This window comes from Brevibacterium zhoupengii, assembly GCF_021117425.1.
Classification (GTDB): domain Bacteria; phylum Actinomycetota; class Actinomycetes; order Actinomycetales; family Brevibacteriaceae; genus Brevibacterium; species Brevibacterium zhoupengii.
Genome location: NZ_CP088298.1, coordinates 3,319,844 through 3,343,718, shown reverse-complemented (window position 1 = coordinate 3,343,718; position 23,875 = coordinate 3,319,844). Strand labels below are relative to the sequence as shown.

The 23,875-nt window shown below is 62.8% G+C and carries 22 protein-coding genes and 1 pseudogene; 13 read left to right on the top strand and 10 right to left on the bottom strand.

Annotation, left to right across the window (positions count from 1 at the left end):
• Positions 1 to 62: 62 nt before the first annotated feature.
• From LQ788_RS15210 to LQ788_RS15170, 9 genes and pseudogenes are all read left to right on the top strand, one after another.
• The gene (locus LQ788_RS15210) at positions 63 to 1,385 is read left to right on the top strand and encodes an AAA family ATPase (protein WP_231442376.1); all 1,323 of its coding nucleotides are present in this window, start codon (positions 63 to 65) and stop codon (positions 1,383 to 1,385) included.
• Positions 1,382 to 2,017 (top strand): annotated as a pseudogene (locus tag LQ788_RS15205) (RloB family protein). Before LQ788_RS15210 ends, LQ788_RS15205 begins: the two are co-directional and overlap by 4 nt.
• 187 nt (positions 2,018 to 2,204) lie before the next feature.
• Entirely contained in the window at positions 2,205 to 3,221 is a 1,017-nt protein-coding gene (locus tag LQ788_RS15200; RefSeq protein WP_231442375.1) for a glycosyltransferase, read from the top strand.
• A complete protein-coding gene (locus tag LQ788_RS15195) occupies positions 3,218 to 4,789 on the top strand; it encodes a glucosyltransferase domain-containing protein (RefSeq protein ID WP_231442373.1) in 1,572 nt (523 codons plus the stop codon). Before LQ788_RS15200 ends, LQ788_RS15195 begins: the two co-directional genes overlap by 4 nt.
• A gap of 70 nt (positions 4,790 to 4,859) precedes the next feature.
• The gene (locus LQ788_RS15190) at positions 4,860 to 5,372 is read left to right on the top strand and encodes a GtrA family protein (protein ID WP_231442371.1); all 513 of its coding nucleotides are present in this window, start codon (positions 4,860 to 4,862) and stop codon (positions 5,370 to 5,372) included.
• A gap of 97 nt (positions 5,373 to 5,469) precedes the next feature.
• Positions 5,470 to 5,808: an ArsR/SmtB family transcription factor gene (locus tag LQ788_RS15185; protein WP_231442369.1), complete on the top strand. Its 339-nt coding sequence runs from the start codon at positions 5,470 to 5,472 to the stop codon at positions 5,806 to 5,808.
• Positions 5,805 to 6,422 carry an SRPBCC family protein gene (locus LQ788_RS15180; protein ID WP_231442367.1) on the top strand — a complete coding sequence of 206 codons (618 nt, stop codon included), beginning with the start codon at positions 5,805 to 5,807 and terminating at the stop codon, positions 6,420 to 6,422. The genes LQ788_RS15185 and LQ788_RS15180 overlap by 4 nt, the downstream gene beginning before the upstream one ends.
• Before the next feature lie 54 nt (positions 6,423 to 6,476).
• Positions 6,477 to 6,839 carry an iron chaperone gene (locus tag LQ788_RS15175; RefSeq protein ID WP_231442365.1) on the top strand — a complete coding sequence of 121 codons (363 nt, stop codon included), beginning with the start codon at positions 6,477 to 6,479 and terminating at the stop codon, positions 6,837 to 6,839.
• Between the two features lie 76 nt (positions 6,840 to 6,915).
• Positions 6,916 to 7,404 (top strand): SRPBCC family protein, encoded by a 489-nt coding sequence (locus LQ788_RS15170; RefSeq protein WP_231442364.1) that lies wholly within the window; start codon positions 6,916 to 6,918, stop codon positions 7,402 to 7,404.
• A 21-nt stretch (positions 7,405 to 7,425) separates the two neighbouring features.
• On the opposite strand, the gene LQ788_RS15165 is transcribed toward LQ788_RS15170, so the two are convergent.
• Positions 7,426 to 8,208, bottom strand: a complete 783-nt coding sequence (locus LQ788_RS15165; RefSeq protein WP_231442361.1) for an ABC transporter permease — start codon at positions 8,206 to 8,208, stop codon at positions 7,426 to 7,428.
• On the bottom strand, positions 8,205 to 9,197 hold the full coding sequence (locus LQ788_RS15160) for an ATP-binding cassette domain-containing protein (RefSeq protein ID WP_231442358.1): 993 nt from the start codon (positions 9,195 to 9,197) through the stop codon (positions 8,205 to 8,207). Before LQ788_RS15160 ends, LQ788_RS15165 begins: the two co-directional genes overlap by 4 nt.
• A 77-nt stretch (positions 9,198 to 9,274) precedes the next feature.
• Here LQ788_RS15160 and LQ788_RS15155 point away from each other — a divergent pair, with 77 nt between their 5' ends.
• A complete protein-coding gene (locus tag LQ788_RS15155) occupies positions 9,275 to 10,054 on the top strand; it encodes a TetR/AcrR family transcriptional regulator (RefSeq protein ID WP_231442356.1) in 780 nt (259 codons plus the stop codon).
• A 3-nt stretch (positions 10,055 to 10,057) separates the two neighbouring features.
• On the opposite strand, the gene LQ788_RS15150 is transcribed toward LQ788_RS15155, so the two are convergent.
• Genes LQ788_RS15150 through LQ788_RS15135 form a run of 4 tightly spaced genes read right to left on the bottom strand, consistent with a single transcriptional unit; the run spans position 10,058 to position 14,823 of the window.
• On the bottom strand, positions 10,058 to 11,281 hold the full coding sequence (locus LQ788_RS15150; protein WP_231442355.1) for a DUF6716 putative glycosyltransferase: 1,224 nt from the start codon (positions 11,279 to 11,281) through the stop codon (positions 10,058 to 10,060).
• Positions 11,268 to 12,437 (bottom strand): hypothetical protein, encoded by a 1,170-nt coding sequence (locus tag LQ788_RS15145; RefSeq protein WP_231442353.1) that lies wholly within the window; start codon positions 12,435 to 12,437, stop codon positions 11,268 to 11,270. Before LQ788_RS15145 ends, LQ788_RS15150 begins: the two co-directional genes overlap by 14 nt.
• Complete coding sequence (locus LQ788_RS15140; RefSeq protein WP_231442350.1) at positions 12,434 to 13,852, bottom strand: alpha-2,8-polysialyltransferase family protein; 1,419 nt, start codon at positions 13,850 to 13,852, stop codon at positions 12,434 to 12,436. Before LQ788_RS15140 ends, LQ788_RS15145 begins: the two co-directional genes overlap by 4 nt.
• Positions 13,852 to 14,823 (bottom strand): glycosyltransferase family 2 protein, encoded by a 972-nt coding sequence (locus tag LQ788_RS15135; RefSeq protein WP_231442348.1) that lies wholly within the window; start codon positions 14,821 to 14,823, stop codon positions 13,852 to 13,854. The genes LQ788_RS15140 and LQ788_RS15135 overlap by 1 nt, the downstream gene beginning before the upstream one ends.
• Before the next feature lie 147 nt (positions 14,824 to 14,970).
• Between LQ788_RS15135 and LQ788_RS15130 the strand changes: the two genes are divergently transcribed.
• Positions 14,971 to 16,755, top strand: coding sequence for a hypothetical protein (locus tag LQ788_RS15130; RefSeq protein ID WP_231442346.1), 1,785 nt, complete (start codon positions 14,971 to 14,973; stop codon positions 16,753 to 16,755).
• A 53-nt stretch (positions 16,756 to 16,808) separates the two neighbouring features.
• On the opposite strand, the gene LQ788_RS15125 is transcribed toward LQ788_RS15130, so the two are convergent.
• A complete protein-coding gene (locus tag LQ788_RS15125; RefSeq protein ID WP_231442344.1) occupies positions 16,809 to 17,321 on the bottom strand; it encodes a DUF2127 domain-containing protein in 513 nt (170 codons plus the stop codon).
• A 37-nt stretch (positions 17,322 to 17,358) separates the two neighbouring features.
• On the opposite strand from LQ788_RS15125, the gene LQ788_RS15120 reads away from it, so the two are divergent.
• On the top strand, positions 17,359 to 17,985 hold the full coding sequence (locus LQ788_RS15120) for a Chromate resistance protein ChrB (protein WP_231442342.1): 627 nt from the start codon (positions 17,359 to 17,361) through the stop codon (positions 17,983 to 17,985).
• The gene (locus tag LQ788_RS15115) at positions 17,982 to 19,196 is read left to right on the top strand and encodes an MFS transporter (RefSeq protein ID WP_231442340.1); all 1,215 of its coding nucleotides are present in this window, start codon (positions 17,982 to 17,984) and stop codon (positions 19,194 to 19,196) included. The genes LQ788_RS15120 and LQ788_RS15115 overlap by 4 nt, the downstream gene beginning before the upstream one ends.
• Positions 19,197 to 19,353: 157 nt before the next feature.
• Here LQ788_RS15115 and LQ788_RS15110 read toward each other — a convergent pair whose 3' ends face one another.
• The 3 genes from LQ788_RS15110 to LQ788_RS15100 form a co-directional block, all read right to left on the bottom strand.
• Positions 19,354 to 20,241 carry an N-acetylneuraminate synthase family protein gene (locus LQ788_RS15110; protein ID WP_231442339.1) on the bottom strand — a complete coding sequence of 296 codons (888 nt, stop codon included), beginning with the start codon at positions 20,239 to 20,241 and terminating at the stop codon, positions 19,354 to 19,356.
• A complete protein-coding gene (locus LQ788_RS15105; RefSeq protein WP_394801313.1) occupies positions 20,238 to 21,641 on the bottom strand; it encodes a cytidylyltransferase domain-containing protein in 1,404 nt (467 codons plus the stop codon). The genes LQ788_RS15110 and LQ788_RS15105 overlap by 4 nt, the downstream gene beginning before the upstream one ends.
• 130 nt (positions 21,642 to 21,771) lie before the next feature.
• On the bottom strand, positions 21,772 to 23,736 hold the full coding sequence (locus LQ788_RS15100) for a dolichyl-phosphate-mannose--protein mannosyltransferase (protein WP_231442336.1): 1,965 nt from the start codon (positions 23,734 to 23,736) through the stop codon (positions 21,772 to 21,774).
• Positions 23,737 to 23,875: the final 139 nt, after the last annotated feature.

The window sequence follows — 23,875 nt, the reverse complement described above, 5'->3', positions numbered from 1 at the left end:
ATTTAATATTCCGATTTCGGCAATCTACGACGAAAAATGCACTTAAAACGTAGGGAGATGGCATGCTGATTAGGTTTGAAGTGGAAAATTTCCGCTCCATGCGAGAGCTAGCGGAACTTTCCATGGTTGCGGTAGATGATGAGCGGCCGATAACGAGAGCACAAACGAATCTCCCTGCTTCCCTGGTGCCGGCGGCGGGTGTCTTCGGCCCCAACGCTTCGGGCAAATCCAACATTCTGGCCGCAATGTTGTGGGTCAGTGATGCTGTGAGAACCTCGTTGCGGTCGTGGGATGAGGAGATCCCAGTCGAGCCGTTCTTGTTCGGTGATGCGAAGGACAGCGACTCATCGTTCGTCATCGAGATGACTGTGTCCGGTATTCGCTTCGACTACTACCTCGACATCGGTCGACATAGTGTCAGCTTTGAGGCGCTCTATCACTATCCTGCGGGCCGACGGCGGAAACTGTTCGAACGCGAAGGGAACGAACTGACACTGCAGAGGGGCCTCGGCGAGCTGTCGGGAACTCGTGCGCTCTTGACCGACAGGACTTTGGCGCTGTCGATTATGCGTCGTTTTGACGAACCTCATACTTCTGGTTTCACTCACGAGCTGCTGAAGATGACCCCGTTGGGCAAACAGTTCGAAGGAACCTCGAGACTGCCTGAACTGGAACGCCAGTCGACACTGAGCTTGTTCGACGGTGCAGCTGATCAGCAAATGGATCTGTTCGATGCCTTCGATGATGCTGACTTGGACACGATGTTCGATGGCGAAGAGAAGTTGAAAGTCAGGGGCAGAGCAGAACGCCGCCACAACGCATTGACCTTGCTGAAGATGGCCGATCTGGGAATATCTGATGTTGAAATTGCGAAGGGCCCAGCGATTCGTGCAGGCAGGGTCAGCACGGGAGGTGCACGTAAGAATGCTCAACTCGTCCACGAGATCTCGGGGGAGAGAGTGGCATTTGAATTCGCTGCTGAATCAGCGGGCACCCGCGAGTGGTTCAACCTGATTGGTCCGATCTTGGTCGCGATCGAGAACGGCTCTGTTGTTCTCTTTGATGAGATTGATTCGAGTCTTCATCCGATCTTGACTGCTCAATTGGTGAAGTTCTTCCAAGACCCCTCTTCGAATCCCAATAATGCGCAGCTGATCTTCACCGCGCACGACACCAACCTGCTCAACCGGCTCAATCGCGATGAGATCCGGTTGACGGAGAAAGGGCCGGACGGAGCAACGAGGTTTGGTGCACTCGCGGACTATGCCGGCGAAAGCGTCCGTCGATCGCGCAACATCGAGGCGGGATATCTCAGTGGTCGATTCGGCGCGTTGCCGGATGTGTCGCGACCGGAAGTTCTGCGTGAGCTGGGGCTGATCGGATGAGCGCTCGAACACGTCGAGACAAAAAGAAGTCGCTGAAGCGCACAACCGAGACGAAGGCCGTTCGCGCGACGTTTCGGATCTACGTGGAGGGTGCAGCGACTGAGCCAGAGTACATATCTGCGCTGAGTAGGTTGCCGGAGTCGGCAGAGAGGACTGCGGTCGAGGTTCTGATCGAGGAGACCGGTGCGGTCCCGTCCACGCTTGTCGATTCAGCCTGTGAAGACAAACGGCGCAATGATTTGGACATCGATCAATACTGGTGCGTCTTTGACGTTGAAAGTCCCGTTCCCCACCCCAACCTAAAGGGTGCAATGACCTAAGCCCGTGACAACGGTGTCGCAACAGCCGTCAGCAATCCGTGTTTCGAACTGTGGCTGGTCTTGCACCATGCGACGCAGACAGCATTCTTAGAGACCGATCAGGCGATCAGCATGCGCAACGCTATTGATCAGTCCGACGGCAAGCATTTGGCTGCTGCAGACTATATGAATCGCCGGACTGAAGCTGTGCGTCGAGCTAAATCTCTCGAGAAGCGACATCGCAATGACGGCACTGACTTCCCCGACGACAATCCGTCCTCGACAGTCTACAAGCTTCTTGAAGCATTGAAGGTCGACTTGTCGCAGGACTGACGCTCCACCTCGGCGAGGGAGATGACGGGAGTGTGAACAGTGGCGGAAGCCGCGAGGAAGGACCGGCGCAGTTCGCGTTCTCGTAACCTCATCGTCACTTCGCGCCCGTATCCCTGGGTAGCTGAGGGTCATGGTCGCCTGCTGCTTCGGTAGCGCGGTCGGACGAGAACGACGAGGGGATCACCGCATGCTCGAGGACACCACCAGGATCGCTGCGATCGTGCCCTGCCACAATGAGGAGATCACGGTGGCGAAGGTGGTCCGTGATCTCAAAGCGGCCGTGCCGGGAATCATCGTCTACGTCTATGACAACTGCTCCAATGACCGGACCTCGCAGAGAGCCGCCGAGGCGGGCGCGATCGTTCGCAAGGAGAACTCCCCGGGCAAGGGCAACGTCGTCAGGCGCGCCTTCGCCGATATCGACGCCGACATCTACGTGATGATCGACGGTGACGACACCTATGAGGCCTCTCATCTGCCCGAGATGATCGAGACTCTGGTCTCTGGGCCGTATGACCATGTGCTCGGCGTGCGTCAGGACAATCAGGAGTCCACCTCGTATCGACCCGGTCACGAGGCCGGGAACATGATGTTCAATCGGCTCACCGGCTGGCTGTTCCAGTCCCAGGTCACCGACATGCTCTCGGGCTACCGGGTCTTCTCCCGCCGATTCGTGAAGTCGTTCCCCGCGATCAGCAAACGCTTCGAGATCGAGACCGAGTTGACCGTGCACATGATGTCGCTGCGCCTGCCCAGCACCGAGGTGCCCATCGATTTCCGCGACCGTCCCGACGGCAGCGAGTCCAAGCTCTCGACGTTCAAGGACGGGTTCCGCATCCTCGGGCTCATCTCCGCCCTGGTCAGGCATGAACGGCCGAGGCTGTTCTACGGTGTCATCACCACCATTCTTGCGCTCGCCTCACTGCTGTTCGGGCTGCCCGTGGTGTGGGAGTTCTGGCAGACCGGGCTGGTGCCCAGGTTCCCGACGGCCATCCTCGCCACCGCTTTGATGGGCTTGGCCTTCCTGCTCGGCAGCGTGGGTCTGACCTTGGACGGTCTGCGCCGTGCCAGACGTGAGACCTCGCGGTTGGCCTACCTGGGGTTACCGGCGGTCAGCGTGCCGGAAGCCGGCGCCTCGGAACTTGACCTGCCGCGTCAGACTGTTCGCCAGTCGTCTGCTGCGAGGACCCCGCTCGCCTCATGACGGCACCGAAACCAACGAAGCTGCGAAGCTTCTTCGCCTCAGCCATCGCCTGGGACGCCTTCCTCGCCCTGCTGACACTTGTGCCAGCAGTGGTCTTCACCGCGCTCTTCTTCCCGGGGCGCGCCAATGTCGACATCGGCAATCAGTATGCCCAAGCCACCGGCGACATTCCGTTCTCCGACTGGCACCCGCCGGTGATGAGTGCCGTGTGGCGTGTTCTCATCAGCATCACTGGTGCAGCCGGAAGCCTGTTCGTCCTGCAGGTCGTGATCCTCGCCCTCGCCTGCTGGGCACTCGGCGTGATCGTACACAGGTGGGGCGCACCACGGTGGGCGTCGCTGCTTGGGCCGGCGATCATGGCCACCCCGTGGGTGGTGTCGCAGATGACGACGATGTGGAAGGACACGCAGATGGCCGTGGCCATACTGCTGGCCGTCGTCCTCCTCATCATCACTCGTTTCGTCCCGAAGACCTGGCTGCTCTGGATCCCGGCTCTGGTGCTGCTCGTGTATGCGTTCGGACTGAGGAAGAACGCCATCTTCGCCATCGTCCCGATAGCGGTCTACATCGGATACCTCCTGGTCAAGCGGCTGCGCAGCAGTCGACGCTTTGCCAAGTTCGGGGGAGGGGCTGGTGCCCGGTTCGCTGCCCGGCGAGGGATTGCGACGGCGGTGGCCTCGCTGTTGGTCCTCGTCGTCTTGGGCGCAGGCCTCAAGGCCACGGATGCGGCCATCGCGTCGCAGGAGGACGTGGAGGCCACCGGTCAGATCTCGCAGATCTTCCTTGACGACGTCATGTTCTCCGTGCCCAACGGCGATCTCCAGGCATCGGACGCTCCTGCCGAGCTGAAGGACAAGATCAGCACGGCCCGCGACAAATGCCTGGAGAAGGGCGAGATCTGGGACGCCTACTGGAACTGCTACGGCAAGGGTGAGACTGGAGAACCGTTCTCGCCGATCGCCCACCAGGAGGAGCTGAAGGACCTGTGGGTGACCGAGGTGATCACCCACCCCCTCCGTTATGCCAAGTACCGGGCGGCAGTCTTCTCCTTCTACTTCTTCTCCTCTGTCGTGGAGTACTGGCCGGCCGAGTGGCACGGGGCCGCGGCGGATGTCGGCATCGAGCAGGGTGATGCCAAGGCCGACTACATCGTCAAGCCCTATGTGGAGGACTTCGCACTCGACACCTTCCCGATGCTGTTCAAGCCCTGGTTCTGGACTCTTCTCGCAGGTCTCCTCCTGGTCTTCGCCTATCGCGCCAGAACTCGAGAGACGACGTCGGTGGGTGCGAGGGCGGTGAAGACTGCCGGGACACGGACCTTCTTGCCCGAGATCACGATGCTGTCCACCTCGGCGCTGTTCTATGTGTTCGGATACTTCCCGATCGTCCCGTCGAACCATTTCCGGTACACGTTCTGGCCGGCGCTGGCCGTGACCACCGCGCTGCTGTTCGTCCTGGCGATGTGGCGGAACCGACGAGCCCAGACAGCCCAGCGAGCCGCGACGGCCGCGGATGCTCCGGAACCGGGGGAGCGCACCACCACCTCGGCGCCGGGGGAGACCCCGTGATCCCCGGGCACGCCGCGATCGCGGGCATTCAGCGAGTCCGAAACCTGGCCGATTAGACTCGGTGACTGTAATGAAAGAGTCATTGTCGGCCCGTGTGCGGCGCCTCGCGGCGGAAGCGTTCAAGTTCCTCACTGTCGGTGGTTTGGGATACATCGTCGACGTGGGCCTGTCCAATGTCCTCGCATACGGCCTGGGGTCGATCCCCCCGCTGCTCGAGGGCAGCCCGATCAAGGCCAAGATCGTCTCCACCATCATCTCGATGGCCGTCGTATGGATGGGTAACAGGCTCTGGACCTATGGGGACCGGACCACTGGCTCGAATCTGCGCGGCATCTCGCTCTTCATCGCCGTCAACATGGCCGGAATGATCATCACCGTCATCCCGCTGGGCGTGACCTGGTACCTGCTCGACATGCGTGACCAGCTGACGTACAACATTTCGACGAACATCATCGGCGTCGGCTTGGCCATGATCTTCCGCTTCTACGCCTACCGCACGTGGGTATTCAAAGAGGCATCTCCCGACGCCGAGGTGGTCGTGGAGATGGAGGAACCGAGCACAGTTCCCGACGACCGAGACTGAAGCTCCGGTGCTGGCCTCGGCTCCCGCGCTGACTCCACCGTTGTCGCGTCGGAAAGTTTTCCTAGATGTATATAACACAATCTGTTATATTCACTGCATGGAAGCTCTCGCAGTCCTTGCTGATCCGGCTCGACGCCGCATCGTTGAGTGCCTCGCCGACAACGAGGTGTCCGCGGGCGAGCTGACTGACGTGATGAAGACGGAATTCGGGCTTGTGCAACCTGCCACCTCTCGTCATCTGCGAAGACTTCGTGAATCGGGCCTTGTGCACTCGCGCGCAGAGGGCACGAGACGCCTCTACTCGCTCGACCCGGCCGCGCTGCGTGATATCGACACGTGGCTGGAGCAGTTCCGGGGCTTGTGGGGCGATGCGCTGTCTGCCCTTGACGCTGAGGTGCGCCGAGGGAAATCGTCGACGAAGAGCGATGCCCAATGAACATTGCCAGCGAGATCAATTCGGTGATTCGTCAGCTTGTGACCAGTGGCGGCGTGCACCAGGTTGTTCTGGAGCGCACATTCGACACCGATGTCACCGACTTGTGGAACGCGTGCACAAACCCTCAACGGCTCTCGCGATGGTTCGAGCCGATCAGCGGCGACCTTGCGCTGGGTGGCCGGTATGCGCTCATGGGCAGCGGCACGGAGGGAGACATCCTGCGATGCGAGGCACCCCACCAGCTGGCGCTTACGTGGGAGTACGAAGGGGATGTCAGCTACGTCGATGTCGACCTCATCGAGGCTGCTGGGGAGCGCACCGTGCTCCGATTGACTCATCACGTTCCACTCGGGGAACACTGGGAGACCTACGGTCCCGGAGCCACGGGTGTGGGGTGGGAAGAGGGCCTGCGAGCCCTGTCACTCTATCTTTCCGGCGGTGCTCGAGCGGTTCCTGATGCGGTGGAGGAGGACATGAGTTCCTCCGAGAGCCAGAAACTGATCCGGCTGGTTGCCCATGCGTGGGGCCAGGTGGATGGAGAAGCTGGAACACCCGCCGGAGATGCGGAGGCGCGTGCACTGAAAACGGCCGAGTTCTACGTGGCCATGACATGAGATGTGCCGCCACCCAAAGGCTGAGGCGTTCACTGACCAGAGAGGAACAAGACGATGAGTGAAAAGGTGACGAGCATTGACGAGTACCTCGACGGGATAGATCCGGTCTTCCGAACGGAACTCGAGCGAATTCGTGCATTAGTGACAAGGCTCGTCCCGAGCGTTCAAGAGTCGGTGAGCTACCGCATGCCGACGCTGAAGTACAAGGACCGCGCGCTGGTGTACTTCACTGCCTCGAAGAAGCACATGAGCTTCTACCCCTCGTCGTGGGCGATCGACGAGTTCAAGGACCGACTGGAGGGCTACAGGACAACCGCCCACGCGATTCAGTTCACCCTGGACAAGCCCCTGCCCGCTGAACTGATTGAGGATCTCGTTCTCTTCCACAAGCGTCAGATCGACGAGAACCGGCAATGACCACACGCTGCAGGGCAGACCACTGTAGAGCCGACCACTGCAGGGCCGACCCCCGCGGAGTCCGGAGACCTTCACCATGAAATTCACCATCTCGATTGAGATCGCGCGCCCACGGGAGAGGGTCATCCAGCTCCTCAGCGACCCCGAGCACCGGCCTAAGTGGTTACGAGGCCTAGTGCTGCACGAGACTGTTCACGGTGAGGACGGACAAGTCGGAACCGAATCGAGGGTTGTATTTCAGTCAGGACGCCAATCGATGGAATGCACCGAGACCATCACGCGTCGGGAACCGACGAATCTGCATGACATCACCTCGGATCAGGTCATCCATTTCGGGCGCGAGATCGTCGCGACCGGCATGTGGAGCGCCGCGCATGAGCACCTGACTGAAAGCGGCCCGGAGACCACCCACTGGGTGAGTGAAAACGAATACCGGTTCACCGGCCTGCTGCGAGTGGTGGCACCCTTTATGCGCGGTGCCTTCATCAAACAGACGCGCCAGCACATGCAGGACTTCAAGGCCTACGCCGAGGACGGACAGGACGTCCGCGACGCGGCAGAGTGACTGCTTGCTGTTCGGTGACTCCTATTTCCGCAACCGACGGTATGCCCGAGCCGACAGCGGCAGGAAGACTGCTGTGATCACCAGCGGCCAGGCTATTGCGGCAAGGACCCCATAATCGGTCAACCATCCGCCGCTGATGCCAAGTGGGTTCCCGAACAGTTCGCGCACTGCCGTTGAGGTCGCCGAAATGGGATTCCACGCCGCCACCGCTCCCAGCCAGGAGGGCATGAACTCCGGCGCGACGAAGACGTTGGACAGGAAGCCCGCAGGCCAGACGAGCACCTGCACGAGGACGGTCGCCCCATCGTGCCTGCCCGCGGTCAATGCGAGGAAGATCCCTACCCACAGAACAGCGAAGCGCAGCCATAGAAGCAGTGCCACGGCGGCAAGTCCCGCGAGCGGCGAGTTCGTCGCCCGCCACCCGAGCAGCAGTCCGCCGACGAGGAGAATGGCGATCTCGACGATGGAGGTGACCATGTCGGCCCCGACCCTGCCGAGTGAGACAGAGGAATCGCTGATCGGCATTGATCTGAACCGGTTGGTGATGCCCTTTTTGGCGTCGGCGGCCATCGTCGTCATGGTGGACTCGAGCCCGAACATCATCGCCAGCGTCATCATGCCCGGCAATAGGAACTGGATGTAGTCACCGCCGCCGGGCAGCTGGATGGATCCGCCGAAGATGAAGGCGAACATCAGCAGCAGCATGATGGTGAACAGCAGGTTGAAGATCGGGGTCCATGGCTGGCGCACCCAATGGGCGAGATCTCTGCGGGTGAGGATGAGGCCCTCTCTGACAATGCTCATGCGTGCTCCTTCTCCGTCAGGGCGAGGAAGACCTCGTCCAAAGTCGGTCGGCGCAGAACGATGTCGTCTGCGATGATTCCTGCGTTGTCGAGGCGGAGGATGACCGTGCTGAGATCGCGAGAGCCTCGTGTCGCCGGGTAGGTGACGACGCCGGTGTCCTCGTCCAGTTCCACCTCGCTTGTCGCTCCGTTAGTCTCTAGGGTCTCTGCCCCGATGCGCAGCGCCTGGTGGATGGCCCGTGCCTTGGCCGCGTCGCCTCCGGTGATCTCGATCCGGTCACCGCCGCGCTGCTGTTTGAGTTCGCTCGGGGTGCCCTCGGCGATGATCCTGCCCGACTTCATGATCGAGATCCGATCTGCCAGAACATCTGCCTCTTCCAGATACTGGGTGGTCAGCAACACGGTGGTGCCCCGTCCGGCGATCTCGCGCACCGAGTTCCACACATCTGTGCGTCCGCGCGGGTCGAGGCCGGTGGTCGGTTCGTCGAGGAAAAGGACCTCGGGGTCGAGGATCATTCCCACGGCGATGTCGAGACGTCGGCGCATTCCTCCCGAATAGGTGCTCACGGCGCGGTCTGCCGCCTCGGCGAGGGAGAACTTCTCGAGCAGCTCATCGGCCCTCGACCCGGCCTCACGACGAGAGAGTCCGAACAGCTGACCGAACATCACAAGATTCTGGCGGCCGCCGAGGATTTCGTCGAGAGCCGCGCTCTGGCCGATCAGTCCGATGCGGCGGCGCACCTCGGTCGCCTGGGCGCTGACGTCGAAGCCGACGACCTCTGCGCTGCCTTCGGAGACGTCGACGAGCGTGCTCAGGATGTTGATCAGCGTCGACTTTCCTGCACCATTCGGTCCGAGCAGGCCATGGATCCGTCCTGCTGGGATCTCGATCGAGAGCTCGTCGAGGGCACGCACCTTGCCGTAGGTCTTGACCAGTCCTGCGGCTCGCACCGCCGGACCTCCCCGGGGTCGTTCGCCTGTTTCGCGCATACCGATTCCTAACTATTAACACTGTACGGAATTATTTTGATTGAAACATTGTACACCGCACGGAGTAGACTGCAAGAATGAATTCCGAAGCCGACTCGCAACGGTTCGATCCGGAGAGTGCCGACGTGGTCCTGCGCTTGCTCTGGCGCGATCATCTCGACGTGGAGCAAGGCCGGCGCGGTCCGCGTCGGAAGCTCAGCGTCGATCAGGTCATCGATGCCGCGATCGTCCTCTCCGACGCGGAAGGACTTGAGGCGCTCTCGATGCGCAAGGTCGCCGAGGCGGTCGGAGTCTCGGTCATGACCCTGTACAGCTACGTGCCGCACAGATCCGGCCTGATCGGACTCATGGTCGACAAGGTCATCGGGCTCAGTCCGCAGCCTGAGCATTCGGGGTCGTTGGCGGACCGGGTGCGCACCTTTTCGGAGATCCTCTGGGACGAGTATCACCGGCATCCGTGGCTGGTCGATGCACAGTCACATCGGCCGTGGATCGGCCCCGAGATTTCGGCCCGCTACGAATGGGCGCTCGAGGCCTTCGAAGGCACCGGACTCGACGACATCGCCATGGACCACACGGTCTCACTCATCGAATCGCATGCCTCGGCCAGCGCGGCTGGCAGCATCAATGCGCAGAGACTCATGGCCGGTTCGGGTGTGAGCGACCTCGATTGGTGGAATGCCAATGCTCCACTGCTCGAACAGGTGATGCCCGCAGGCTCATTCCCCATCTCGAGCAGGGTGGGGTCAGCTGTGGGGGAGAAGTACCAAGCGGTGACCAGCCATAGGGCGATCTACGAATACGGGTTGGAGACCATCATCCTCGGTGTGGAGGCTCAGCTGCAGAGTCGTGCCTGAGACCTACCGCGCGTACCGCAGCTTTCGGTAGGCGCGGATGACTGGAGTCGGCGCCATAGTGCGCAGCTCGGCGCGGATCAGCAGACGCTTCTGCTTCCACACGGCACTTCGCCGGTTCGGCAGCTGACCTGCTCGGGCACGTACAGCGAGCAGCTTCAGATGGTGACGCAGCCTGCCGTCGTCGGAATGGAAGTAGTTCTCAGCCAACCATGCCGAGGTGGGGAATCCGATGTCCCCGGCGGCCACCTCGGCGAGGGTCCCGGTGGCACCGGAATCGGCGAAGGGCTCGTTGAGAAGGTCCCGATCGAAGCCGAAGTCCGAGATCAGCAGGGTCGGAATGCCACGGTCGAAGGCCTCCAAGGCCGCCGTCGACGATACCGTCACCAGGGCAGCCCCGGGCACGAGGAACTCGTCGAGGGGGCCGTAGCCGAGGCCGATGAGGTCGGCGCCAGGGACCTCTTCGCCGCGCAGCGACTCGAGAATGTCGTAGTACGAGTGGAGCTCGTGATGCGTCTCATGCTCGCCGGGGCGTGAGCGCATCTTGATGATCACGCTCGATTCTCCGTGGCAAGAGGCGAAATTCGCGAGGGCGCGCACGATTGCCTCACGATCGGCCAGCGATTCGGGAACCTTGGCCTGTGGAGCGAATACGAGTGTCTGCGGGGTTTCGGCGGTCTCGGCCTTCGACTCCGGGACACCGGCCGAGCGCAGCATCGGCAGGCGGGACAGGTAGATCTCACAGGGCACCTGCGTAAGTGCACTGACCTCGGTGTACTGGGCCACCTCGGCGAAGGAATGGGTGATGAAGGCGTCCATCAGCCGCCGATAATTCATGCCCTTGGTGCTGGCAGGCAGCCCCATGCCGGGCAGCCCCGAGACCAGAGCCGGGCGCTGCTCGAGCAGGTTCGCGGTGAGGAAGAGCTGGGCGACGATCGGACCGGTGGCGGCGCCGAGCACGATGTCGGCGTGATGGTCGGCGATGATGTGGGCCAGGTCGGCGCGGGTCACGACCGGGATGCTGCGCCCAGCCCAGGCGGTGCCGGCGATGGCGTGGGTGATCTGCTCATCGGTGGGCAGAATCGGATTGTCGATGAGGTAGACGTGAGCCTCGATGCCGGGGAGGGAACTCAGCAGCTGGGTCGCCCATTTGAGGTAGGACTCGGAATCCGAGATGGAGACGATCCGGAGAGGTGCGTCTGCGTGTGGTGGTGGTTCAGGAGTCGACATCTGCCTTGACCGATTGGGCATTGAGGGACTTACGCAGACTATCGGCGGAGGCACCGGTCCACCATTCCGCCGGAATCTCGGTGACGGCGATGGTCACGTCCGGGTTGAGCGTCGCCAGCGAAATCGCCGCGGTGCTGGGCAGGCTGCGGATGGTGGAGTCCGGCGGCAGGTTCACCAGACGCAGCTCGATGGGCAGGCCGACGTGTTTGATGCGCACACGCTCGTCGCGGCCGAGCTCGGCAAGGAACTCGTCGGTTTCGCGGCGGTGCGGGTAGTAGGTGATCGGACCGTTGGCCATGAGCTCCTCGAGCCAGGCCCGGTAGGAATCTGCGTGGATGAGCCCATCGGCGACCAGCGCCGAGCCGATGACCGGGTTGTCTCGGGGGTGGCTGCCGCCGGTAGGCAGGGTCTGCAGGTGCTCGAACTTATGGCGGGTGATCTCGGCGCCCGTTTTGAGGAAGGCCTTGCGCATGGCCTTCGATACGGGCAAGGCGGTGTGCCAGCGCAGCTTGCCCACCGGGGCCAGGCCCCGCAGACGATCCGCGACGTGTGCCGCCATAATCGCACGTGAGGCCTTGAGCTTCTGCCGTGGCCGCACCAACGGTCCGCGTTTGGCGGTGAGGATTTCGATCGTCGAATAGGTGGCCAGACCGTCATCGAGGATGACGACTTCGGGCATGCGACGCTCCAGGTAGGCCAGCGCGAGTGCCTTGTGGACCTGTCCGGAGCAGGCATCGCCGATGTAGATGCGGTCGAAGCTCTGTTGGCGCAGGATTCCGGGCTTGGCACCGACGCGTTCGAGGGTGATGTTCTTCGGCAGCCAGGCGGAGTCGAAGGCATCGAGGAATGAGGTCATTCCCTTCGCGTTGGCTCTGGCACGAATGAGCAGGTCCTCTGCCGGTTCGTGAGCTTCGAGAGCGGAGAGGAACTGCAGGGGAGACTCGACGAAGGCGATCGAGGTCAGCCGAATCTTCTTGGACTTCGCTGCTGACTTTTCAGCAGGTGGGGCGGACGCCTTCTGTGTGGGGGCTTCTGAGTCCTTCGTGATAGTCATTGTGACCTCGTCTTTCTTCGGGCCTGACTTCTTCTTGTCCGTCTGCTTCTTGTTCGACTTCTTCTTGGGATCCTTCTTCGCGGAGCCCTTCTTGGCCATCATCCGTCCGGCTCCGATCTGAGCTTCACACCGAGCCTCGAGTTCAGTGTCGACTTCACCTTCGGAACGAGCTTCGGGCCGTCGATGGAGATCCCGTAGTTCTTCAGCGTGTGCTGAGCGCGCTTGGCCCGCGTGCGCAGACGACGCTTGGCTGAGCTGAGTCCCTTGCGATGCGGTGGAATCTCCAACTGCCCTGGCAGGTCCAACTTCGACAGGCGCTTGCGTTTGAAGTACTTCATGTCATCCCCGCCGACGGCCGATTCGAGGAACTCGATCGCATTGCCGCGCAGGTAGGAGGCTGTCTCGGACTGCATGCAGTAGGTGACGGCGTCGATGAGCGGGCCCAGATCCTTCAGAGCATATCCGCCCGAATGGAGAGCATCGACGATGGTCAGCGGGATCCGATTGCTGTTCTGATACGGGGCGAGGACCTGGAGCATCATCGAGGTGCCGATCGCGGCGGTGTCGGTCCCGAAGAGTGCGCGTGCGGTCGCAAGTCCGGTCGAATAGCAGGAGACGACGAGTTCCGGCCGGGTGGTGGAGATGACGAGCTCGGCCAGCAGCGGCACATCGGCGAGCACGAACGTCAGTCCCAGTTCGTGACTGCGCCTGCGTAGGGGTTCGGTCGTCGTCCTCGCCGAGGTGGGGTGAGGTTTGAAGATGACCGTGGAGAGTCCGCGCGCCTTGACCTCATCGATCATCTGCAGGTGCAGATCCAGCTCTTCCTCGGCGGTGATGAGGTCGATCTGGGCCAGGTACTGGCCGAGGACCATGGCGGCGTCGGGGATCGGATCGGCGAGATCCGCCGCCGCCAACTCCGGAGCCACCTCGGCGGCCATGTCATCGAAGACCGACTTGAGGTCAGCCGGCGGCAGAGCCACCCGGTCGGGGGAGTGCTCCGCGAGCTGACGTGGGGTGATGCCCGGCAGGAGGTCCGTGTAGTAGATCGTGGACAGGCGCTGGTACTGCGGCAGGGACAGCGGATTGCGGATCGGGCCGTAGCTCATCAGCCCATCGGAGTGCACCGAGATCGTGGCCGTGGTGAAGATCTGAGTGAGCACGCCGGCCGGATGTCCGGGCAGGGATTCGACGATGAGGTCGATGGGCTCGTCATCGGCGATCGCCCATTCGGAGCGCAGCGACCGCTGCATGAGCGGGGCACGTTCGCCGGAGATGCCGAAGGCCTTCGGGTGGTTGGGCCAGATGGTGGCGTTCCAGTCGACGATGAGATCGAAGGAGGACAGCAGGCTGGCCGAACCGGGCATGGCATCGGCGGCCGGGGTCAGTTCGGGGGCGAAGGAGTTGTTGGCAATGACGAGGATCCGGCGCACCTCGGCCTCACCGAGGTGTCCGGCCCGGATCAGGGCAACAATGCTCGCGAGCTGGTACTGGGTTGAGATCTGGATGATCTGGGTCATCAGCGGGCCCTCCTGACGATCGACTCGATCACGGGCAGTCGGTGCTCCCCGTAGTTGTGCAGCGCCTGGTCGATGATGTCGTTATCGATGTCCTGCAGGGTGTTCACCGCACCGACATTGAGCTTCGACCTGACCTCATGGTTCATCGAGGAGCCGCGGTTGTGGATCTGGAAGTAGAGGATGGAGAGGAAGTTGCGCACCGCCTTGCGTTCGAAGCGGCGGAACTCCGGCTTGTCCTCGAGCATGGCGAACACGGATCGGAACGCCGGAATGAAATCGAGCTGGCGTTCATCGAAGATCGCCGTCAACGAGGTGGCGCTGCCCTTGCGATAGCAGAGGCCTGCGGTGTCGACGACGGCGAAGCTGTCGGTCTCGAGGTGGTGTCGCCACGTCCAAGGTCGGTCCTCGCAGGTGCGCAGTTCCGGGTTGAACTCCAGCAGTCCTCGCTCGGCCATCGACCGGGAGTAGATGCCGGTCCAGCACTCGGGGAAGTCGACCATCGTCGAGGCGTCGTGGGGGAGGATGAAGTCCCTGGGGTTGAGCGCCGTGTTGTGGGTGAGGCAGGGGGCGTTGCGCAGTTTGCGGTTGAAGCCGTTGACGATGAGGTAGTTGGTCTTGACGAAGTCCACGTCCAACCCGGTGATCGAATCCGTCAGGGACCGCAGATGTCCCGGCGCATACCAGTCGTCCCCGTCGAGGTAGGTGATCGTCTCACCTGTGGCAGCTTCCAACGCAGTGTTGCGCGCGGTGGAGACCCCGCGTGATTCGGCATTGTGGATCGCGACGAGATTGAGCTGGCTCGCGAATTCGTCTATGACTCCCGCGGTGTCATCGGTGGACCCGTCGTTGACGACGACGACCTCCAGTTCGTCACGGCCGAAGCGCTGGTTGACCAGACTCTTCAGGCTCCCGCCGATCGTTTCCTCGGCGTTCTTCGCGGCGATGATGACACTGACGACTGGGGCTGTCATTGGGTCCTTTCGCAAGGGTGTGCGTAGTGGCGGGTTCGCATTCGATTGATCGTAGAATTCCCAAGCGAACGGTGGGTTGCGCCGAGGTTGACGCCCCGGTCAGGTGAAGTTCACCTACTGTTCTCCCTCCGCCCATAGCCTTGGTCAATGCCGGACCTGAAGCTCTTCCACTTCGACATCCCGACCTGGGGAAACTACGGCGACAAGGCCCTTTTCCCTGTGGTCAGGGACGCCTTCCGAGTGATGGGTTCTGGAGGCCCAGCTGGCTCAGGCGGCTCGGGGAAGTCGAGCACTGAGGTCGATTTCACATCGGCGGCCGCACTGCGCCGCGAGGTGGACCTGGCGCTGGTGCAGCGAATCAACTCCTCGGCGGATGCTGTGGTCATCGGCGGCGGTGGGCTGTTCCTGCAGGATACGAACCCGAACCGTCTCTCGGGCTGGCAGTGGAAGATATCCGCCGAGACGCTCGCCGCCATCGAGGTCCCGCTCATCATCTATGCGCTCGGCGACAACCGGTTCCCCGGTCAGCCCGAGTTCGACGATCTCATGCGCTCCCATGTCAGCCAGGTCCTCGACCAGTCCGTGTTCTTCGGCCTGCGCAACATCGGCAGCATCGACACGATGACGAAGTTCGTGGGTGCCGGCGGGGGAGACCTGGGTACCGGCGGGGGAGACGCTGAAGGGTCAGGAGCATCCGCGGGTTCGCGGACGGGGGTGCCCTCACGGACTGACTCGATCCGGTTCCAGCCGTGCCCGACGACCATCGCGGGCCTACTCTACGAACCGCTGCGCGATCGCCGTCCGGATCCGCGCGAGAAGGTCTTGGCCATCCAGATGCTCGTTCACCCACGTCAGCAGGCCGCAGGCTATGACGCCGAGGTGATCCATCAGGCCACGATCGACGCCGCCCGGATGCTCGTGGCCAAGGACTGGACCGTTCTCAGTGTCCCGTTCCACCCGGACGACGCCGAGGTGTCGAGGCAAATGGTCGCCGAAGTGCCCGAGGTCGAGGAGATCAGGCTCTATGGAGCCGACGTCGGGTTCTTCGCCGGCTTCGATCTGTTTGCCTCTATTCCCTATGTGCTCGGCGGTCGTGGGCATGCGCAGATGATCCCGTTCGGAGTCGGCTCAATCCCGATCTCTCTGGACCTGCATGCCAAACTGGGCTATTTCGCTACCGACATCGGTCATTCCGAGTTTGTCGTCCCTGTGGGGCCGGAGGGCTTGTCCTCCGAGCGCCGCGGCGGCGAGGGCACCGCCGCGACCGACAGCGTTGCTCTGCGGGCGCATGCCCTGGCCGAGAGGATCGTCGAGACTATCGAAGCGGCCTACGCCGAGGGCAATGATCTGCAAGGCGACCTGCTGACGACTCGGCAGGACCTGTTCGACACTACACGCGAGAATCACCTCGCCATCGCCGAAGCGCTGCGATCCCGCTCGGGAGCGGTTGCTCCCGCAACGGGCGGTAGGTTGGTGGGGGACGAACGCACGCGGACGGTCTCCGAGATTCGGGCCGAGGAATTCCACCTTGCTGCAGTGGCTGAGGCAGAGGAATTCAGCGCCGCCCAGACCCGCTTACTGTCGAAAACGCGGCGTGATCACCGGCAACAGCTGGAGGACGCAACGGCGATGCGTTCACGCGTCGAAACCGAGCGCGACGATCTCCGAAGCGAACTGAACCAGACGTCCCAGCGACTCAATCGCCGATCCGAAGAACTCGAGGACCGCACCGCAGAAGTCAAGCGTGCCACCGAGGAATCGGCCGAGCGGCAGCTGCGCCTAGACGAAGCACTCTCGCAGCTCAAATCCGTCAACGATCGCACGGCACTGGCCGAGGCGAAGGTGCTCACCGGCAAGGTCGGGCACGGACTGACATGGCGGGCGAAGAGAGTCACCACAGGCATCCGACGTCTCCGAGACTCACGTCGCTGACGATGACGTCGCCTCCATCGCTCTCGGCACTCACGTCGCCTTCGACGCTGACCTCACAATCGCCTCGGCGGTCGTGAGGGTCTATTTGGTGAAAGCCGTCTCCTCCGTTTCCGGTGGACTCGGTATTCATGCCAGGTGAGCCAGGCGACGAAGGCGTCGAAGAGGGTCAGCGCCAGAAGGGCCCAAGTGAAGCTACCCCAGAGTCGATAGGTCTGGAGAGCGATGAAAAGCAGCAGGAACGCGATCATCCACGGAAAGGCCCAGAGGCGGTCGCTGAGTACGGCCCACACCAGGACGACCTTCACCAGCCCGTGGGCGAGGAGGTACACGGCAGCGAGTAGGGAGGCCGACGTGGTCAGTGCTCCGGCGGAATGGACCAAGGCTCCGGCGATGAGGTCAGTGGGATCCTCAGCGAGCTCATGCAGAGTGAGGGCGCGGACGACTGCTCCGATCTGACTGGGAGTGACTGCCAGCAGCAGGACACCACCGAAGATCTCCAGCAGCCCGTCGATCCCTTTGAGGATCAGGCTGATCTGAAAAGTTCGATCGAGCAGTGACGACTTCATCAGTCCCCTATTTGTAACGACTGTTACACTCGACAGTGTGACAGAGAATACTGAATGGATGCTGTTGCTCGTCCAGATCCCCTCCGAGCCGTCACGGCACCGAGTTGCCGTGTGGCGACAGCTGCGCAGAACCGGCGCCGTTCCCGTCGCCTCCGGGCTGTGGGCTCTGCCCGAATCTCCGGTGTTTGGCCCCGGTCTCGACCGTGCCGAGGAGCTGTGCCGCGCCGGCGACGGCACGCTCGCGATCTTCGATGCTCGCGCGCGGGACGAGCAATCCGAAGCTGTGATCCGGCAGGTCTTCACCACGGCGCGAATCGACGAATGGTCCGAATTCACCGCCGACTGCGGAAAATTCGACGAAGAGATCGCTCGAGAGATCGCGAAGCGGAAGTTCACCTTCGCCGAGCTCGAGGAAGAAGAGCAGAGCCTCGACCGGTTGCGTCGCTGGTTCCGAGACCTGAAGAAGCGTGACGTCCTAGAACTGCCCGAGGCGGTGGTTGCCGAGGACCGCCTGCGCAGCTGTGCCGCCGCCCTCGATGACTATGCCGAGCGGGTCTACCAGGCAGTCCATGCGACCAGTCAGACGATCGGCCAGACGAATGGCCAGACGATCGAGACCTGGTCCGACGCGATCGGCATTGATCCCGAGGAGCCGACGCGATGAGCCGGTCACACGACAACGGTCAACCGGAAGACGCGACGAACCCCGGCCCTGCTCCTCGGGTGCTGGCTCCGCTCTATGCCGCTGGCTTCACCACGGCGTTCGGCGCTCACAGCATCGCCGCCGGGCTGGGTGCCGAAAGCGGCGGGATCGGCCTGGGGCTGCTCACCTTCGGTGTTCTTCTGGCGCTCTATGACGCGGCGGAGGTCGTACTCAAGCCCCTCTTCGGCTCCCTCAGTGACAAGATCGGAGCGAAACCGGTCATCGTGGCAGGGTTGGCGGCGTTCGCGCTTGCCTCGCTGCTCGGAACGCTGGGAACCACTCCGCTGCTGTTGGGGTTGGCTCGGCTGGGCCAGGGAGCTGCGGCATCTGCCTTCTCCCCGGCATCGTCGGCGGCCGTCGCCAGACTCGCCGGACCTGCATCTGCAGGAGGCTACTTCGGCAGGTACGGGTCGTGGAAGACGCTGGGCTACGTTCTGGGTCCGTTGCTGGGCGCGCTGCTCATCTGGGTGGGCGGATTCCCCGCACTCTTCCTCACGATGTCCGTGATCTCTGCCGGCGCTGCGCTTTGGGTGTGGGTCTCCATGCCTCATCTGGCGCCTCTGCCTCGACCGCGCTACTCCGCAATGGATCTCTTCCGTCAGAGCACACAACGATCCTTCCTCATCCCCACATTGGCGTTGGCCGGTGCCACCGGTGCACTGGGCGTCGCGGCAGGATTCCTACCGCTGGTGGGAGCCGACCTCAATTTGCCGATCGGGGCGAGCATGGCGGTCGTCGCCGTACTCGCACTCTCCTCCGCACTCACACAGCCGTTCATCGGCAGCCTGCGAGATCAGGGACGAATCTCGTCTCGGAAGGGTCTGAGCATCGGATTGATCACGACGGCGGTCGGTATCGCCTGCCTTGCGTTCTTCCCACTGCCTGCCATGCTCTACATCGCGGCGGTCATCATCGGCTGCGGCATCGGCATCACCACACCGTTGGGCTTCGCACACCTCGCTGCCACGACCCCTCCCGAACGCATGGGCAGGACGATGGGCTCGGCGGAGATCGGTCGCGAGATCGGGGACGCCGGCGGACCTCTCATCGTCGGTGCGGTGGCCGCGGGCCTCGGACTTGCCGTCGGACTCGGCGTCCTCGCCCTTCTCATCGGGCTTGCCGCGGTCCTGGCCGCGATGCTGCTCGACATAGGGGTACGAGCGAAGAGCTGAGCTCGCTCTCGTCGTCTCTCCTTCTCAACCTGGGGGCGCAGATTGAGCACGAAAACGACCGGCCACCTCGGCGAGGGAACACGACAAGGGCCCCACCACCTCGGCGAGGTGATGGGGCCCTTGTCAGCTGATCGGAGTGCGATCAAGCCAGATCAGATCAGACGCTGACCTTGCGCAGCGAGTCGATCTTCGACTCTTCGCCTGGCATGACGCGCTTCTCGCCGTCGCCGAAGGCGGTTTCGAGGACGCGCACGCCCTTGACGAGCGAGGCGAACTCGCGTGGTTCCATCGATGCTGACTGATCGGAGCCCCACATCGAGGAGTCAAGGGTGATGTGGCGTTCGATGGTCACAGCGCCCAGTGCTGCGGCGGCGAAGGAGATCTCGAGGCCCAGCTCGTGGCCGGAGTAGCCCACGGGCACACCGTAACGCTCGCGCATTGCCGGGATGGCCTTGAGGTTGACCTCTTCGGGAGGCAGCGGGTAGGTCGAGGTGGCGTGCATGAGGACCAGCTTGTCGCGGTCGAAGACCTCGACGGCATTGTCCAGTGTGGCCCAATCGGACATGCCCGAGGAGCACAGGACAGGCTTGCCGGTGGCGGCGATCGCACGGAGGAGTTCGAAGTCCGTCAGCGAGGCCGAAGCGACCTTGTAGGTCAGTGCGTCGAACTCGTTTTCGAGGAAGTCCACGGAGTCAGTGTCCCAGGGGGAGGCGAACCACTGCAGACCGACTTCCTTGGCGTAGCGGTCGATCTCGGCGTATTCTTCCTGGCCGAACTCGACGCGCCACTTGTAGTCGAGGTAGGTCATCTCGCCCCACGGGGTGGAGCGCATCTTCGACTTCTGGTGTTCGGGCACAGCCACATCGGGGTTGCGCTTCTGGAACTTCACGGCCTGGGCACCTGCGGTGACGGCGGCATCCATGAGCTGCTTCGCGATCTCGACGTCGCCGTTGTGGTTGATGCCGATTTCGCCGATCATGTACACGGGCTGATTCGGGCCGACGAGGTGATTTCCGAAGGCCACGGGGGCGAGTTGATCAGTCATGAAACCTGCTTTCGATTGGTACGCAAACCTTCTGCGTGATTCGTGAGCAACGGCTGTTGCTGCGGGATGGATGGTCGATGATTGCTTGTCTGGTGTGTGTCTGCATCGTGTGAGTCGAAGCGTTCGGAGCTCAGCACCGATGTCAGTCCCCGCGTCGGCAGCTGCTGCGTGGCCTGGTCGGGGACCGGGATGAGGTCGCAGACTTCGCGAACCGCTCCCTTGCCGCCGGGCCGATCGAGGACCACACGAGCCGCTGCGAGCACCTTGGGTTGGGCGTCCGCGACTGCAATGGGCCAGCCGACGACGTCGAAGGCTTCGAGGTCGTTGATGTCGTTTCCGACGTAGGCCACTCGGGCCGCGTCGAGACCCTGTCCTTCGATCCACGAGGCCAGGACCTGCGCTTTATTGTCGACGCCCTGAGTGACATCCACGTGAAGTTTCTCTGCCCTGCGGGTGACAACTGGATTGCGTTCCTTCGACAGGATCATGACAGGCAGCCCTGACTTCACGAGGCGTGAGACTCCCATGCCGTCGCCGCGGTGGACGCGCACCTGTTCGTTGCCGTCCTCGTCGACGTAGGCGCCGTCGTCGGTGTGGACTCCGTCGAAGTCTGTGACGAGTGCGTCGACGTCGATGACCTGCGCTGTCTCCTGCGTCGAGGCGATCGCACGGACCAGTGACAGGTCCGACATGTCGTCGATTTCGCGGGCGTGCTCGGGCGGAACCTCTTCGATCGTGACGCGGCCGAAGAAGCGGTGCTCGTGTTCGATGAGGCCGTCGGTGCGCATGACGTAGAACGCGCCGGTCTCGTTGTAGTGCTTGGCTCGGTCCTGGCGGCGGGGGCGGAAGCTGGCCTCGTGTCCGACGGCGACTGCCGATTCGCCATCGTCGAGGCGCCACAGAAACGAATGATCCTCAACGGCGGAGAACACGACGTCGGCTTCACCGTCACGGACAGCGGCGACCGCGTTGTCGATCGAGGCCGAGTCGATGAACGGGGAGGTGCACTGCATGAAGACCGTGGTGTCGAATTCCTCGCCGAGGTTGGCCAGAGTGTAGATGAGTGCCGACTCACTGGTCGCGGAGTCACCGGCGATGTCTGCGGGACGGTGGGACACCTCGGCGCCGGCCCGGATTGCCTCCGCAGCGATGCCGTCATGGTCGGTCGAGACGATCACCCGGTCGATGCTCGGCGTTGACTTCGCCGCATTGATCGCGCGCGCAAGAAGCGAGACGCCGGCGACCTTCTGCAGGTTCTTCAGCGGAATTCCCTTGGATCCGCCGCGGGCGGGAATGATGGCCACGGCCCGATGCTGCCGTGCTGCGCTCTCATCATCAGCGGGCGCTGTGGCCACGCGATCGGTGGGCGCTGGGGGAGTCAGAGTCGATTGGTAGTTCACAATGATTCGACGCTAACGACGGCATGTGGCCCTGAGGTGAACGATCAATGTCGCCGAGGCGACGGCTTCGTGGCGGGTGTGTGTCGAGGTGCCGTGGGCGGGGTCTGTCACCCGTGGTGGGGCTGAGGGGCTAGCGCCAGGTGACGTTCCACATGCGGTTGTTCCACGCTTCGAACGGAATGACCTCGCCGGTGTAGACCGGCCAGAAGTAGGCGAAGGCCATGATTGCGGCCACGAGGATCAGCCCAACAGTCATGCGACGCCCGAACAGCGGCCAGGGGATTCGACTGCCTCGGCCGGCGAAGAGGAGGCCACGTGGTTTGGGGGCAGAGGAAGGGAAGGCATCGGGGGTGGCTGACGGGGCCGTCGAGGTCTCTGAGGAAGTAGTCCGGGTCGTGGCGGTCGCAGTTGCTGGCGTGGGCACCCTGCCCCATATGAGGGTGAGGCAGTAGGTGAAGGCGAGGACGACGAAGGGCACCATGACGATCGTGTAGAAGGTGAAGATGGTTCGGTCCTGGTAGGTGAACCACGGCAGCCAGGTGGCGGCGAGTCCGGCCAGGATGACGCCGGCGCGGACATCGCGGCGGATGATCCAGGCCACCAGAGCGACGAGGATGGCGATGGGCGCCAGCCCCCAGATGACCGGATTGCCCACCGAGGTGATCGCCGAGGAGCAGTGCTCAACGGCGCAGCCCATGCTTCCCTGGTCGGGGGATTCGTAGTAGAAGGAGGTCGGCCGCCATTGCACGATCCACCCCCACGGATTCGACATATAGGGGTGTTCGGAGTCGAGTCCGACATGGAACGAGTACGCCGTGTAGTGATAGTGGGCCAGAGACGGCAGCCACAGCAGCCAGTCAGGCAGTGCGCTCCACCAGCCGCTGTTCTCGAACGCCCACTGCCGATCCCAGGCATCATCGGAGCGGATCCACCCGGTCCACGTGACGATGTAGGTCAGCAGCGCCGCCGGCACCAGTTTGAGAAATGCAGGAATGCTGTCGCGGATGAGCATCCCCAGCCAGGGGTGGACGACGCCTGCACGGTGCCGCGTATGCACGTCCCAGGCGACGACGAGGATCCCGAACGCGGCGAGAGCGTAGAGTCCCGACCACTTCACCCCCATCGCCAGACCGAGGCTGATGCCCGCGGCGATGAGCCAGGGACGCACGCCGAGGTGGGGCCCGAAATTGATCAGATCCTTGCCTCTGGAGGGGCGACGGTCACGAGCTTGGTCCGGGGGACTGGTCGAGGCCGTGTACCGGGCGAGCTTCTTCGTGACGAACTCTCGGTCGACGACGATGAATGCGAAGGCCAGAAGGATGAAGGCCATGAGGATGATGTCGAGCAGGCTCGTGCGCGAATGCACGAAGTGCTCGCCGTCGATGGAGAGCAGCCCGGCCGCGACACAGGCGAAGAACGCCGAACGGAAGAGCTTCCAGGCGATGAAGCCCATGAGGAAGATCGTCAGCGTTCCCACGATTGCGACGGAGAAGCGCCATCCGAAGGAGTCATCGGCGCCGAAGAGGTGGATGCCTGCGCCGATGATCCATTTGCCCAAGGGCGGGTGGACGACATATTCGGGAGTGGACTCGATGACGCTCGGGTCACCGGCATTGAACGAGTCGTCGGCGTTCTCCGGCCAGGAACGTTCGTAGCCGTACTTGAAGACGGAGTAGCCGTCCTTGACGTAATAGGTTTCGTCGAAGATCAGGCGATGAGGGAAGTTGAGGTTGAAGAGGCGGAGGACCCCGCCGATCGCTGTGATGATCAGCAGGGCCGGCCACATCCAGATCGGGGCCCGAGTCGCCCACATGCCGGCGGTGAACGAACGCCGGCGGATGGCGGCAGCATTGGCGCGGATCGATTCGCGCCGGTCAGCACGACGTTCCCGGGCCATGAGCGTGGTGGGCGCAGAAGGTGATGCAGGGGTTGCAGCAGGGGCCGCAGATGATGTGGGCATTGCAGGCGTTGCGGATGCTGCGGGGAAATAGGTGCGAGGGCGTTCGGAATCGGTGTGGGATTCTGCGGGGTCGGTGGACTCATCCGTGGGGTCGGTCGACCACCTCGGCGCCTGGGGATCTTCGGAATGAGTCATCGTCGTCAAGTTTAAGGTCCGAGAAGGCGCTGGCTCCCATCTGGTCCCCAGGGTGAGTCGCGTGCGCGGGCAGTGACGTCGATTTCATTCGCCTCGTGCATTGTCATTCGGGCGCTGAGGACGACTAAGGTAGTCCACA

Bases quoted from the DNA above. Each gene is read 5' to 3' on its own strand.
- LQ788_RS15185 (WP_231442369.1), top strand. From the start codon at position 5,470: ATGGAAGCTCTCGCAGTCCTTGCTGATCCGGCTCGACGCCGCATCGTT.
- LQ788_RS15190 (WP_231442371.1), top strand. From the start codon at position 4,860: ATGAAAGAGTCATTGTCGGCCCGTGTGCGGCGCCTCGCGGCGGAAGCG.
- LQ788_RS15165 (WP_231442361.1), bottom strand. From the start codon at position 8,208: ATGAGCATTGTCAGAGAGGGCCTCATCCTCACCCGCAGAGATCTCGCC.
- LQ788_RS15160 (WP_231442358.1), bottom strand. From the start codon at position 9,197: ATGCGCGAAACAGGCGAACGACCCCGGGGAGGTCCGGCGGTGCGAGCC.
- LQ788_RS15200 (WP_231442375.1), top strand. From the start codon at position 2,205: ATGCTCGAGGACACCACCAGGATCGCTGCGATCGTGCCCTGCCACAAT.
- LQ788_RS15115 (WP_231442340.1), top strand. From the start codon at position 17,982: ATGAGCCGGTCACACGACAACGGTCAACCGGAAGACGCGACGAACCCC.
- LQ788_RS15170 (WP_231442364.1), top strand. From the start codon at position 6,916: ATGAAATTCACCATCTCGATTGAGATCGCGCGCCCACGGGAGAGGGTC.
- LQ788_RS15175 (WP_231442365.1), top strand. From the start codon at position 6,477: ATGAGTGAAAAGGTGACGAGCATTGACGAGTACCTCGACGGGATAGAT.
- LQ788_RS15150 (WP_231442355.1), bottom strand. From the start codon at position 11,281: ATGTCGACTCCTGAACCACCACCACACGCAGACGCACCTCTCCGGATC.
- LQ788_RS15110 (WP_231442339.1), bottom strand. From the start codon at position 20,241: ATGACTGATCAACTCGCCCCCGTGGCCTTCGGAAATCACCTCGTCGGC.
- LQ788_RS15145 (WP_231442353.1), bottom strand. From the start codon at position 12,437: ATGATGGCCAAGAAGGGCTCCGCGAAGAAGGATCCCAAGAAGAAGTCG.
- LQ788_RS15210 (WP_231442376.1), top strand. From the start codon at position 63: ATGCTGATTAGGTTTGAAGTGGAAAATTTCCGCTCCATGCGAGAGCTA.
- LQ788_RS15180 (WP_231442367.1), top strand. From the start codon at position 5,805: ATGAACATTGCCAGCGAGATCAATTCGGTGATTCGTCAGCTTGTGACC.
- LQ788_RS15135 (WP_231442348.1), bottom strand. From the start codon at position 14,823: ATGACAGCCCCAGTCGTCAGTGTCATCATCGCCGCGAAGAACGCCGAG.
- LQ788_RS15125 (WP_231442344.1), bottom strand. From the start codon at position 17,321: ATGAAGTCGTCACTGCTCGATCGAACTTTTCAGATCAGCCTGATCCTC.
- LQ788_RS15155 (WP_231442356.1), top strand. From the start codon at position 9,275: ATGAATTCCGAAGCCGACTCGCAACGGTTCGATCCGGAGAGTGCCGAC.
- LQ788_RS15130 (WP_231442346.1), top strand. From the start codon at position 14,971: ATGCCGGACCTGAAGCTCTTCCACTTCGACATCCCGACCTGGGGAAAC.
- LQ788_RS15100 (WP_231442336.1), bottom strand. From the start codon at position 23,736: ATGACTCATTCCGAAGATCCCCAGGCGCCGAGGTGGTCGACCGACCCC.
- LQ788_RS15140 (WP_231442350.1), bottom strand. From the start codon at position 13,852: ATGACCCAGATCATCCAGATCTCAACCCAGTACCAGCTCGCGAGCATT.
- LQ788_RS15195 (WP_231442373.1), top strand. From the start codon at position 3,218: ATGACGGCACCGAAACCAACGAAGCTGCGAAGCTTCTTCGCCTCAGCC.